Below are 12296 nucleotides of genomic sequence, written 5' to 3' on the forward strand. Positions count from 1 at the left end.
CGCATGGCAGGGGTTCTCGACGGGATACGGGTGCTCGACTACGGCCGCTTCATCGCCGCACCGTGGTGCAGCGCGATCCTGGCCGACATGGGCGCGGATGTGCTGCGGGTGGAGAAACGTGAAGGCGGGGAAGACCGTTGGGTGCAGGCCGTCACCGAGGGCGGCGAGGGTGGCACCTTCCTGCAGTGCAACCGCAACAAGCGGTCGTTGACGCTCGACTCCACCACGGCCGAGGGCGCCGAGATCACCCGACGTCTGGTGGCGCAGGCCGACATCGTGATCGCCAACATGCCGGCGGCCGGGATGCGGGCCAGCGGACTCGATTACGAGACCCTCAAAGCGGTCAAACCCGACATCATCCTGGCCAGCGCCACCGCATACGGCGAGGGCGGCCCGTACAGCGACAAGATCGGTTTCGACGGGGCCGGGCAGGTGATGTCGGGTGCGGTCTACCGGCAGGGCCTACCTGACCTGCCGATCCGAACGGTGGTGCCCTACGCGGATTTCGGGACCGCGCTGACGTTGGCGATCGGCGTCATGATGGCGCTGTATCACCGTGACAAGACGGGCGAGGGACAGCACGTCGAGGGCGCCCTACTACCGACCGCGCTGATGCTGTCGAACGCGTTCTTGATCGAGCGCGAACTGCTGCAGGTCGACAAGCCCAGAATGGGCAACAAGGGTGCGTCGGTCGCGCCGTGCGACCTGTATCGCACCGCTGACGATCAATGGGTTCTGCTGCAGGTCGCCGGACAGCCCATGTTCAAACGCTGGTGCCGACTCGTGGGCCGCGAGGAACTGTTCGACGATCCACGATTCGCCAACGACGACATCCGCTGGGCCAACGGCGACATCCTCAACGACATCATGTCCGACTGGTGCGCCGACAAGACCAAGGCGCAGGTGCTGGAGCTGCTTGAGAAGGCGAAAATGCCTGCTGCCCCGTTGCATTCCACCCAGGATGTCCTCGATGACCCGCATGTGCAGGCCATGGGCTACCTCCAACGGATGCCATTCCCCGGGGCCTCCCGGGACGTGCCGATCATCGAAACACCGTTCCGGATGTCGGCGACGCCCGGCACGATCCGACGGCGCGCCCCGCTGCTGGGCGAGCACACCGACGAGGTACTGGTCGAGATCGGCTACGACGCAACGCAGATCGCGCAGCTCCGGGCGAACGCGATCGTCTAGCGCAGCAGTTCGCGCGACTCCGGGCTTCCGTTCAGTGCCCGGGTGGTGCGGCGCTCGATCTGCCACCGGCCGTCGATGCGACGCAGCGTGAAGTGGTTGGCGCCGGCGCGTGCGACGATCCACTTTCCGTCGCGGTGCACCACGAGCAGCGATTCGCACACCGCCTCCGCGGTATTGCCGTCGACGGTGACCCGAGCCGGACCGAGAAAGTGACAGGCACCGCGCGAGATGAGCGTTTGATGCGCATCCGAGTTCACCATGGCGGCCACGTCGGCGCGGCTGCACATCTGCCAGCCTTCGACGTCGTAGCCGCCGTCCTTGCTCCATAACGCCGCGACGTCATCGGCGGCACCGGCGTCGACGAGGGGACCGTAGGAGGCGATCAGCTGCGTCACCTCGACCTGGTCGGTCAGCTCCTGCAGTCGCCGCTCCAGGTCGTGCAGCCGGGATTCGAAGGGATCAGTCATAGGTGGTGCCGATGGTGTGCAAGGCTTCGAGCTGATCGCAGAAATGCTCGGCGCTGCGGGCCTGCAGTGTGCAGTTGGCGATCGTGGCCCCGACGTCGCGCAACCGGCTCAGCCGAGCGTGGGTGCTGCTCGGATCGCCTTGCGGGTCCAGCGGCACCCCCGGGGACAGCACGACATCGAAATTTGCCGGCGGGCGCCGCTGCGCGAGGAAGTCGGCGATCGTATCCGGCGGCAATCCGAAAGGCATCCAGCCGTTGCCCAACTCGACGGCTCGGCGCAGCGAGCGCTTGGTGCGTCCGCCCACCCAGATCGTGAGATCGGTGCTGGTGGCATGTGGTTCGATGGCGAACCCGTCGACCACCGGCTGTCCCCACGCGGCACGCAGCCTGGCGATGTCGCGGTCAGCGGCGGCCCCACGCCCTTCCCATGGGGCACCGAGCAACTCGAACTCCTCGGTGAGCGATCCGACCCCGACGCCGAGGACGACTCGCCCGCCGCTGAGCCGGTCGAGAGTCCCGTAGCTCTTGGCCAGCGCGACCGGGTGGTGGTACGGAAGCACCACAACGGCGGTGACCAGTCGGATCCGTCGAGTCCTGGCGGCCAGGAATGACAGCGTGGCCAGCGGGTCCCAGTACACCGCCCCGCGCACCGGTGCCGCTGAGGCGGGGATGCCGGTGTGCTCTGCATAGGTGATGTGGTGAAACCCCAGGGCTTCTGCTTTCTCGGCGATCAACGACAACTCGTCGGGGCCGGCGGTCGTTTCCCACGGGGAGAACTCACCGGGGTGTTGCATTACGACGGGGGTGGAGAGTCCGAGCTTCACTGTGCGGACCCCTCTTTTGATCCCATCAGCTGCCGCATCATCTTGTCGGTACGCAGGATGGTGGCGGCGCGGTCCGGATCATTGTGGGCATGAGCGACTTTCGCGTGTTGCGACACGACGTGCACGGGGCCCTGGCCGAGCGCGGCGAGACCTTCGCCGGCGACGTCGTCAGGCTCGGACACCACCATGCCTGGAACGTCGAAGTTGAGTCCGACCCGGTCCATCGCCGGGGTGCGGGTCACCCCCAGGACGAGCTCGAGCACGTCGACGTTGTCGTCCCGCAACTCCAGCCAGAGGCTCTCGGCGAAGATCCTGCCGAAGGCCTTGACGCCGCCATAGACCGTGTGCCGGTTCGAGCCGAGGTATCCGGCCATCGATCCGACGAGCAGGATGCCCCCGCGGCGACGGCTGCGCATCGCCGCCCCGAAATGGTGGACCAGGGCCAGCGGGGTGGTGATGTTCAAGTCGATGACCTGCTGAAACGCGGCGAGGTCACCGTCGAGAAACCGTGCGCTGTGGGTGTTCGCGCCGGCATTGTGGACCAGCAGGCCCACCTCGACGTCCCCAACTGCTTCTGCCACAGCGCCGGCCGAGGACGGCTCCGCGAGATCAGTGCTCAGGGTACGGACCTCGACCCCGCGGGCGCGGCAGAGTTCGGCGCACTCTGCCAGCGGCCCGGGCTTGCGGGCGACCAGAAGCAGATTCACTCCCGCCGCGGCGAGTCGTAGCGCGAAGGATCTACCGACCCCTTCCGAGCCGCCGGTGATGACGGCCCACGGGCCGTACTTCTGCGCATCGAACGCCGTCGCGTCGAGTTGGGAGTCTTCTTCGATCACCAGTCTGTTGTAGCATCACTGCGTATTGATTTCTAGAAGCAATTCTAGTTTTGCGAGGAGTTCGTCCGGATGGCGCGCATCGGAACACCCCGGAAACCCGGGCAGGCGTCGACGCCCCGCCAGCAGGCGCGCATCGCCGCGATTCTTCGGGCCGCCGACCGGTTGGGGGCGGTGCACGGGCTCGAGCGAGTGCAGATGTCCGACATCGCCGCCGAGGCCGGCGTCGCTCTCGGCACGCTCTATCGCTATTACCCGACCAAGCATCACCTCTATGCCGCATCGCTCAATGCATCCATTCGGTCGATGCCGGAATCGGGTGGTATTCCAGACGATCCGGTGGCAGCGGTATGCGACTTCCTGGGGGACGCCGCCGAGCGGTTGCTGGCACAGCCGTCGTTGGCCAGGGCAATGCTGGTTTCCATCAACGCTATTCGGTCCTCTGCCGATGCGCCTGCCGATCTGTCCATGCGGGAACGGATCCTGGCCGAGGCAGGGATTGCCGAACCCACTGCCGAGGATCATCGACTGACCAGGATGGTCGAGCAGTGCATGTACGGCATCCTGACCTGGGCCACTGCAGGGCAACTCGACACGGACAACGCGGTCGCCGATGTGCGGTACGCGTGCCGACTGCTGCTGGCCCCGTGGGACCAGCGGTGGCGGCGTTAGTGCGGAGCCGCGATTCAGGTCCGTGCCCGGATCATCGCGAAACTGACCGTGGCGATGACAGCCAGGTCATCATCGGGCATTGCGCGGATCTCGACTTGCACCACCATGGATCGTTTGCCGGCGTGGACAATTCGTGCCACCGCTCGGGCGGCGCCGTCGGTGACCGGTCGTAGGTAGCGCAGGCTGAGGTCCGACGTCACGACACTGTGACCCGGCGGCAGTCGCCGCATTGCCAGCTTCCCGCCGCGGTGTCGACGAGGGAGGCCAGCAGACCGCCCTGTAATCCGCCGTTGGTGTTGATCACGTGCGGGGCCACCGGGAGCTCGACCACCGCCTCATCGTCCGCGCCCGCGGCATCGCGGTATCCGATCAGCTGAAAAAGTTCGAAGATGTCAGCGGTCATCGGTCAGCCTCGGTGTAGCGGATGACACCGCGGATGTTGCGCCCCTCCAACATGTCGCGGTAGGCCTCGTTGATTTGATCGAGGCGGTACTCGCGGGTCACCATGTCGTCGAGGTTCAACTTGCCCAATTGATAGAGGGCGAGCAGTTCAGGAATGTCGAACTGGGGGTTGCCGCCGCCAAACAGGCTGCCTTGCAGTCTCTTCTGTAGCAGGGTCAGGCCGGCCAGGTTCAATGTGGTGTCGGAATCGACCACATTGCCCATCGCCGTGAGCACACACGTACCACCTTTGGCGGTGAGCCGCATCCACGACTCCACATCTCGCCCCTCGGTACGGCCAACGGTCACAATGACCTTGTGGCACATGCGGCCGCCGGTCGCTTCGGCCACTCCGGTCAAGGCAGCCGCTACGTCCGGGTAGCACTCGCGCGCACCGAACTTGAGTGCCTGGTCCCGCTTCCATTCGACCGGGTCGACGGCGAATATGCGGCGGGCGCCGGCGATCGCCGAACCCTGCAGGGCCGCGACACCGACACCGCCGATGCCGATAACCGCTACGTCCTCGCCCGGCCGGACGTCCGCGCTGCGTACTGCCGAACCGTACCCGGTGGTCACCCCACACCCCACCAAACAGGCCACCTCGAAGGGGATTGCCGGGTCGATCTTCACCACGGACGTCCGATGCACGACGACGTATGGAGCGAAGGTGCCGAGCAGTGACATGGGAATCACGTTCTTCCCATTGGTCTGTATGCGGAATGACCCGTCGGAGACCGAAGCGCCCGCGAGTAGTCCCATCCCGAGGTCGCACAGATTGCGCAGGCCAACCTGGCAAGCCGGGCAGGTTCCGCAGGAAGGGATGAAGGACATCACCACGTGGTCGCCGACCGCTAGACCCTCGGTTTCGGGCCCCACCTCCACGATCACTCCGGCACCTTCATGCCCACCCAGGATCGGAAAGTCGGCCATCGGGATGTCTCCGGTCATCAAGTGATGGTCGGAGTGGCACAGCCCCGCGGTTTCCAAAGCCACCTTGACTTCGCCTGTGCGGGGGTCGCCGATCTCGATCTCCTCGATCGACCACGGTTGACCGAAGTCCCATACAAGGGCACCTTTGGTTTTCATCGTCGGTTACCTTCCCTCAACATGGCGCGTAGTGCGGCATTGTCGATCTTTCCCGTGGCTCCGCGCGGCACGGCATCTTCGTCGTCCAGCAGCAGCCACAGCGTGGGCACCTTGAACGGACTCAGTACGTCCCGTGCGGCGGTGCGTAGCGAATCGGCCGCGAGACTGTCGCCGACGAGTACTGCCCCGACCTGATTGGTCTGACCATCGGGAACATTCACGACATGAGCGGCGCGGACTCCGGGAAGAGACCGAAGCGCCCGCTGTACTTCACTGGGATACACCGTGGCACCACTGACTTTGAACATGTCATCGGAGCGGCCGCGGTAGAACAGGAACCCGTCGCCATCGAGGTAGCCCAGATCTCCGGTGGGGTAGTAACCGTCGGGCGTGAAGACTTCCTCGCGGCTGCGGCGGCAGATTCCACGCATGACATGCCGCCCGCGGATCTGGATCTCGCCGGTGACGCCCGCGGGTTGTGTTGTGCCGGTCGCGATGTCGGCGATGCGAATGTCCATTCCCGGGAACGGTTTACCGCAGCTGCCCCACGCGGAGCGGGGCATGTCGGCATCTGCCGGGTAACCACAGTACGGCCCGAACGATTCGGTCATCCCGAACAGCGACGCCCGCGCGCCGGGCTCAGCACGCAGGTGCACCGGGAGCAGGGCCTCCAGGCTGCCCGGCCGCAGCGTCGAGAGGTCGGCGCTCGCGGGATGACGAGCGAGAGATTCGGCCTGCCCGGGCCATCCGCGGAACAACGTAACCTGTTCACGCCGAAGGAGTTCCAAGGTGGATTCGGGGTGGGGAACAGGCTCGGTCACCAGGGTGGCCCCGGCCACCAGCGCCGACAGGATGCCTGCACCGAAACCGCCCACCCAGAAGAACGGCATCGGCAGGTAAAGGCGTGTCTCGGCGGTGATGCACCGCGCACCGAGCCCGGAACGGACCGCAGCCAAGGCGTTTGCATGGGAGTGGACGACGCCTTTCGGTGCGCCACTGCTGCCCGAGGTGAACATGACGACGAGTGGGTCGCTGGGCCGTACCGGTGGCAACGGTGCGGTGCCGGTGAAAGCGAGGACGTCCTCGGGAGTCCACGTGTGGCGCAGCGACGGCACCGGACCGTGTGGGTAACGGCGGCCGCGGAACTGTTCGATGGCGATCAGGTACTGCACGGAGGCGGTCCGCAACTGGGCCGTGAGTTCCTGGCTGGTCAGTAGTGTGCTCAACGGGACGATGATCGCCCCGATTCTGGTGATTGCCATGGCAATCCGTACCCAGTCCGTCGAGTTGGGCATGATCAGACCGACCCGGGACCCCTTGGCGACCCCGGCCGTCATCAGCCCGGCCGCCAGCTTCCGAGTGCTGGTGTCGAGCTCGGCGTAACTGATGCGGGTGTCCGGATCGATCACCATGGGTTTGGTGGACGGCGCATGGTGACGCAGCAGCGCATCGACGGTGTCCGGCATCGAGTCAGGCAGAGAGTCAGGCATCGAACAGCCCCGCCAACGCCGGCATATCGACCTTGCCACTGGAAAGCGTCGGCAGCTCGGCGGGTGGGCAGACTGCGAATTCCCGCGGAATTTTGTACGCCGACAACATGTCGCGCAGCGCCCTACGCATCGCGTCGAAGTCAACCGGCGTGTCGGTGACGATCACGGCGGCGACGGTCTGACCGCGCACGGCGTCGGGAAGGCCGAGCACGTGCGCGGTGAACCCCAATGTCGCGAAGGCTTTTTCCACCTCTCCAGGTGTCACATTGGCACCCGCCGTCTTGATCATCGAGCCCGCGCGACCGAGGAAGTAGAAGTATCCGTCCCGGTCCACGCGCACGAGGTCTCCGGTGTGGAACCAGCCGTCGGGGTCGAAACAGTCCTCTCTGCTGCGTCCGTGGTAGCCCTGCATCATGTGCGGGCCGCGGATACATAGTTCGCCCGTCTCGAGCAGCTTGGTCTCGAACCCGGGCGCCGGCCTGCCGTAGCTGCCGCGTCGGCGCTCGGGTTGATCGGTCTCGTCGCCGTCGAGCAGCACGACGCTGCCGGACTCCGTCATGCCGAGCATGTTGTGGCGTAGCTCGGGATCCCGCGGACGGACGTCGGGCGCCATGATCGGATAGAGGTTGCCGCGGCGGGCCGTGAACTGCCGGCCGGCGTAGCTCGGGTGGTGCGTGAGATGTGCGATCCCGGCGACGAAACCATTGGTGACAGTGGGTCTCTCGGCCTCGATGAGGTCAAGGGTGAGCGCCGGGTCGGTGGCGTTCGAACAGATCAGGGTGGCACCGGCGGACATGGTGGCCAGCAGACCGAACGCGAAACCTCCGATCCAGAAGAACGGTGAATTGCAGAAGAGCCGATCAGAGCTCGTCAGCCCACGGATCGTGTTGAGGTTGCGTTGATGGCCGATCAGCGATGCGTGAGTATGCACGGCCCCTTTCGGCGGCCCGGTCGAGCCTGAGGTGTAGACAATGGCCAGCGGGTCGCAGCCGTCGACGTCGTCTTCGAATTCGGCCAGTGCCGGAACATCGGCGTGGGGCATCTCGAACAACACGTGTCGCAGGCACGGGCCGTCGATACCGGAAAGCCGTTGCGCATAGTCGTGATTGCGGTAGGAGCGTGCCGACAGCAGGATCGCGGTATCGCTGTCGCGCAGTTGGGTCTCCAGCTCGGCTGCGGTGAGAAACGTGGAGTACGGCACCACGACGGCGCCGATTCGCGCCGCGGCCAGCATGGCCACCACGAAGTCGACCCCGTTGGGATAGAGCAGCCCGATATGTGTGCCCTTGCCGGCCCCCAGCTGGATCAGGCCTCGAGCCGCCGAGGCAGAACGGCTCTCGGCTTCTGCGTAGCTGATCCGGCTGTTGTCGCAGATCAGCAGGGGATGAGCACCCCGGCCGCGCAGTCCGGCGAGCATAGCGGCCAGCGTGTCAGCCACCGGTGGCGAAGTGCTCGCGGACGGCACCCAGGTCAGCCTTGCCCGACGGCGTACGCGGGATGGTGTCGACAATCGCGATCCTGGTGGGGATCTCGTACCGCGCCAGCCGTCCCTGCAGATAATCGGTGAGTTCTGCCGAGGGGGCAGGCGTGCGCAGTTCCACCATGGCCACCGGCGTCTCACCGAGGCGCTCGTCGGGAATGCCGATCACCGCGGCGCCGCGCACGGCGGGGTGGCTCTCCAGGGCGGTGCGCACGTCGTCGGGCATCACTTTGAATCCACCGCGGATGATGGCCTGGTCGGCGCGGCCGAGTATCCAGACGAATCCGTCGGCATCGATGCGGGCCAGGTCGGTGGTTCGTATCCAGTCCGCGTCGGCGTCGAATTGCGCCGGTTTGACCTCCAACAGCCCCTTCTCGTCGGACCCCAGCGGGGTGCCGTCCTCGTCGACGACGCGCAGCCGGGCCCCCGGTTTGGCGCGGCCGACACTGCCCCGCTTGTCCTTCCAGTGTTTCTGGTGGTCGGCCAGCGTCCAGCTCGCCACCCCGCCACCGAACTCGGTCGCGGCGTACGAGGTCAGCACCGGGATGCCGAACTTCTCGGTGAACGCATCGGCATCGTCGGCCGACAGCGGGGCGGTGCCGGAGGTGACCGCGCGGATGCCGGCGAGGTCGTCGCGGGTGAGGTCGGAGTGCAGCACCATGCGCAGTGCGGCCGGCACCAGTGACACCGCTCGCGGCTGGTGCTCGCGCACGGCGTCGGCCCAGCGTTGGAGCTCGAACTTGGGCAGCAGCACGAATGGCCGTGCCTCGGCGATGCACAACAAGACCCGGAACACGCCGCCGACGTGGACCAAAGGCGAGTTGACGATGGCCACCCCGCGTCGCAGTTCGGTTGGTGCCGGGGAGTTTTCGGGATCGCGGCCGATGACGCTGCGGGCGAGCATGTCGTACGTCAGGTCCACGCGTTTGGGAGGGCCGGTGGTGCCGCTGGTCAACATCCACACCGCCACCCCCGGGCGCCCGGCGTCGTGCGCCGGATCCGGGGCGACAACCACCTCTGGCGCGGTGTCGAGATCGCGGATCGTCACGGTCGTCGTCGTGGGGGAGGGTGAGGCCAGCGCGGCCATGTCCTCGGCCAGGCCGACGAGTACCGGCAGGTCGAGTGTCTCGATGTCGGCCCGGGTGCGCTGGTCGCCGCGGGAGGGATTGATCACCACGACGGTGCCGCCGGCCGCCAGCACCCCGAGTAGCGCTGCCACGTGGGCGGGTTGGTTGCGCAGGAGGATGCCGACGCGGGTGCCGGCTGTCGATGCACCGATGCGCCGCGCGAGCGTCGCGACCTGTCCCCAGGTGAACCACTGGCCGTCGTACTGGATGGCCGGTGCGGCCGGGTCGAGTTCGAGTACGTCGTCGATGCGCCGTGAAAGCGGGTGGGGCATCAGCGGATCCGGGGCTGTGTCTTGGGCAGGGGACGCTCGCACAACTCGGCCTTGGCGATCGGATTGCCCAGTCGCGTATAGATGAGGCCCTGGTCCATCGCGGCACGGTACGGCTTGTCCAGGGACTCCCAGATGGCCTTCACCGTGCCCTGGGTGGCAGTCGGCGGTTTCGCCGCGATCGTGGCGGCGATCTCGTGTGCGCGGTCCCACAGCTGATCTCTGGCCACCACCTCGGTGACCAGTCCGATGCGCAGTGCTGTCTCGGCGCTTACCCGTTCGTCGTTGCCCATCAACGCCATCCGCAACGTATCGCCGAGACCGACCCGGCGCATCAGGCCGATCGGCTCCAGCGCCGAGACCAGTCCGGCGCTGACATGGGAATCGAAGAAGGTGGCCTCCTGGGAGCAGATCACGATGTCGGCCTCGTTGACGAAGTACAGCGCCCCGGCGGTGCACATGCCCTGCACCGCGCAGACCACCGGCTTCCACATCTTCTGCCACTTGGGGCTGAGCAGTTCACCGGGATCCTCGTGGTTCCAGACGATCTCGGGCTGTCCGTAGCTTGATTTCACGTCCAGCCCGGCGCTGAAAGCCCGGTCGCCGGCAGCCCGTAGCACCACCGCGTTGATGCCTTCGTCGTCCTTGATTGCATGCCACGCGTCGCGCATCTCGTGGCACATGGCGCGGTTGAACGAGTTGAGAGCCTCGGGGCGGTTCAGCGTGAGCGTGGCCACCCGGGTTTCGTGGTCGAAGTCGAGGAGCAGTGTCTCCATTGCCTGTTACCGTGCCTGCCAGTTGGGCTTGCGCTTCTCGACGAAGGCCCGCGGTCCTTCGAGCGCGTCTTCGGTGCGGACCACCCGCTCGCGGAACGTCTCGGCCAGGATCTCTCCTTCGTGCAGCGGCAGATCCAGGGTCTTGTGAATGGCCAGTCGGGTTCCTCGGACCGCCAGTGGGGCATTGAGACACACGGTGTCGGCGATCTCGTGGGCACGTTCCAGCAGTTTGTCGTGCTCGACGATCTCGGTGATCAACCCGAGTTCGTACGCACGCTCGACGGTCACGCGCTCGTGCTTGCCCATCAGTGCCATCCGCAGCGCCACCGATCGGGGGAGGGCACGGGCCAGGCGCACCATTTCGCGGGCGGCGACCAGACCGATGCTGACGTGCGGGTCGAAGAACGTCGCCTTGTCCGAGGCGATCACGATGTCGCCGGTGGTGACCCAGTCCAGTCCGGCGCCGCAGCAGATTCCGTTGATGGCCACCACGACAGGCTTGGCCATGGTGCGAAACGGCGGAGTTCCCTCCTGCGGCGCCTCCCACTGTTCGTACGTGGACAGGTAGGGGCGTTCGTTGACGACCTTTCCGTCGCCGGGGATCTCCTTGACGTCGGCGCCGGTGCAGAAGGCCCGACCGGTCGCGGTGACGATCATCAGCCAGACGTCGTCGTCGTTCTCGGCTTCGGTGTAGGCGGCCCGCAGTTCGGTGATCATGTGCGGGGACAACGCATTGAGCGCGTCGGGCCGATTCAGGGTGATGGTGGCCTTGTGGCCGTCCACCTCGTATTTGATGGTCTCGTAATCTGTCATCGATTCCTCTTATCGCCCGGTGAAGTCGGGATCGCGGTGTTCCCGGAACGCAGCCAGGCCTTCTTTGAAATCGCCTGTACGGCAGGAGAGTTCCAGGTTGGACAATTCTTGGTTCATGGACTGGGTCAGGGTGGCGTGCTGGCCGTAGGCAATGGCCTGTTTGGCCAGTCCGATCGCGACGGTCGGCCCGGCCGCCAGGCGTGCCAATAGCGAATCGACCGCCGTATCCAACTCGTCGGCGGGCACCGCGCTGTGGATCAGTCCCCAGTCGGCCGCCTGTGATCCGTTGACCTTCTCACCGAGCAGCAGCATGCGCTTGGCCCGGGCCACCCCCGCCAGTCGTGGCAGCAGCCAGGTCGCCCCCGAGTCGGGGGTGAATCCCCGGTTCATGAACGGTTCCCAGAACGTCGCCCCGTCCTCGGCGATGGTGAAGTCGGCGGCGAGGGCCAGGTTGCAGCCCAGGCCGACCGCCCAGCCCCGCACTGCGCATACCACCGGTAGCTGGATGGTGGACACCAGCTCGATGATCCGGTGCGCGGTGTGCGGGATCCGCCGGACCAGGTCACCGGTACGGGGCCGTTGTCCGGTGCTGTTGGTGGCGACCCAGTCGGCTCCGGCGCAGAAGTTTTCCGCCGCGCCGGTGATGGCGACGGCGCGCAGTGAATCGTCGTGTGCGGCTGCCGACAGGGTCGCGACCAGATCGTCGATCATCTGATGGCTCAACGAGTTACGCCGCGCCGGACGGTCGAGCGTGATGCGCAGGGTGGCGTCCGCACGGGACGTGGTCACCGAACCGTCAGTCACCTGGAAACCAGCCTTTCCGAATCC

General features: G+C 66.3%; 14 protein-coding genes. 2 read left to right on the forward strand and 12 right to left on the reverse strand.

Annotation, left to right across the window (positions count from 1 at the left end):
* The first annotated feature begins 3 nt into the window (after positions 1–3).
* Complete coding sequence (locus AC4ELH_RS06410) at positions 4–1191, forward strand: CaiB/BaiF CoA transferase family protein (RefSeq protein WP_064886172.1); 1188 nt, start codon at positions 4–6, stop codon at positions 1189–1191.
* On the opposite strand, the gene AC4ELH_RS06415 is transcribed toward AC4ELH_RS06410, so the two are convergent.
* From AC4ELH_RS06415 to AC4ELH_RS06425, 3 genes are read right to left on the reverse strand one after another with little or no spacing between them, the layout of a single operon-like run.
* Positions 1188–1658 (reverse strand): nuclear transport factor 2 family protein, encoded by a 471-nt coding sequence (locus AC4ELH_RS06415; protein WP_498883501.1) that lies wholly within the window; start codon positions 1656–1658, stop codon positions 1188–1190. The genes AC4ELH_RS06410 and AC4ELH_RS06415 overlap by 4 nt on opposite strands.
* Positions 1651–2481, reverse strand: coding sequence for a TIGR03619 family F420-dependent LLM class oxidoreductase (locus tag AC4ELH_RS06420; RefSeq protein WP_498883502.1), 831 nt, complete (start codon positions 2479–2481; stop codon positions 1651–1653). Before AC4ELH_RS06420 ends, AC4ELH_RS06415 begins: the two co-directional genes overlap by 8 nt.
* Entirely contained in the window at positions 2478–3317 is an 840-nt protein-coding gene (locus AC4ELH_RS06425) for an SDR family NAD(P)-dependent oxidoreductase (RefSeq protein ID WP_448442907.1), read from the reverse strand. Before AC4ELH_RS06425 ends, AC4ELH_RS06420 begins: the two co-directional genes overlap by 4 nt.
* 69 nt (positions 3318–3386) lie before the next feature.
* Between AC4ELH_RS06425 and AC4ELH_RS06430 the strand changes: the two genes are divergently transcribed.
* Positions 3387–3986 (forward strand): TetR/AcrR family transcriptional regulator, encoded by a 600-nt coding sequence (locus AC4ELH_RS06430; protein ID WP_064886179.1) that lies wholly within the window; start codon positions 3387–3389, stop codon positions 3984–3986.
* Positions 3987–4000: 14 nt separating this feature from the next.
* Here the strand turns inward: AC4ELH_RS06430 and AC4ELH_RS06435 are convergent, their stop codons facing one another.
* Genes AC4ELH_RS06435 through AC4ELH_RS06475 form a run of 9 tightly spaced genes read right to left on the reverse strand, consistent with a single transcriptional unit; the run spans position 4001 to position 12272 of the window.
* Positions 4001–4186: a hotdog domain-containing protein gene (locus AC4ELH_RS06435; protein WP_498883503.1), complete on the reverse strand. Its 186-nt coding sequence runs from the start codon at positions 4184–4186 to the stop codon at positions 4001–4003.
* Positions 4183–4389, reverse strand: coding sequence for a PaaI family thioesterase (locus AC4ELH_RS06440; protein ID WP_498883504.1), 207 nt, complete (start codon positions 4387–4389; stop codon positions 4183–4185). Before AC4ELH_RS06440 ends, AC4ELH_RS06435 begins: the two co-directional genes overlap by 4 nt.
* Entirely contained in the window at positions 4386–5513 is a 1128-nt protein-coding gene (locus tag AC4ELH_RS06445; RefSeq protein WP_498883505.1) for an NDMA-dependent alcohol dehydrogenase, read from the reverse strand. The genes AC4ELH_RS06440 and AC4ELH_RS06445 overlap by 4 nt, the downstream gene beginning before the upstream one ends.
* A complete protein-coding gene (locus tag AC4ELH_RS06450; RefSeq protein ID WP_498883577.1) occupies positions 5510–6979 on the reverse strand; it encodes a class I adenylate-forming enzyme family protein in 1470 nt (489 codons plus the stop codon). Before AC4ELH_RS06450 ends, AC4ELH_RS06445 begins: the two co-directional genes overlap by 4 nt.
* A gap of 16 nt (positions 6980–6995) precedes the next feature.
* Complete coding sequence (locus AC4ELH_RS06455) at positions 6996–8420, reverse strand: class I adenylate-forming enzyme family protein (protein WP_498883506.1); 1425 nt, start codon at positions 8418–8420, stop codon at positions 6996–6998.
* 13 nt (positions 8421–8433) lie between these two features.
* Positions 8434–9882: a class I adenylate-forming enzyme family protein gene (locus tag AC4ELH_RS06460; RefSeq protein WP_498883507.1), complete on the reverse strand. Its 1449-nt coding sequence runs from the start codon at positions 9880–9882 to the stop codon at positions 8434–8436.
* Entirely contained in the window at positions 9882–10655 is a 774-nt protein-coding gene (locus AC4ELH_RS06465) for an enoyl-CoA hydratase/isomerase family protein (RefSeq protein ID WP_498883508.1), read from the reverse strand. Before AC4ELH_RS06465 ends, AC4ELH_RS06460 begins: the two co-directional genes overlap by 1 nt.
* Before the next feature lie 6 nt (positions 10656–10661).
* Positions 10662–11468 carry an enoyl-CoA hydratase/isomerase family protein gene (locus tag AC4ELH_RS06470; RefSeq protein ID WP_498883509.1) on the reverse strand — a complete coding sequence of 269 codons (807 nt, stop codon included), beginning with the start codon at positions 11466–11468 and terminating at the stop codon, positions 10662–10664.
* A 9-nt stretch (positions 11469–11477) separates the two neighbouring features.
* Positions 11478–12272: an enoyl-CoA hydratase/isomerase family protein gene (locus AC4ELH_RS06475; RefSeq protein ID WP_448442920.1), complete on the reverse strand. Its 795-nt coding sequence runs from the start codon at positions 12270–12272 to the stop codon at positions 11478–11480.
* Positions 12273–12296 lie beyond the last annotated feature (24 nt).

The organism is Mycobacterium shunyiense (assembly GCF_058270075.1).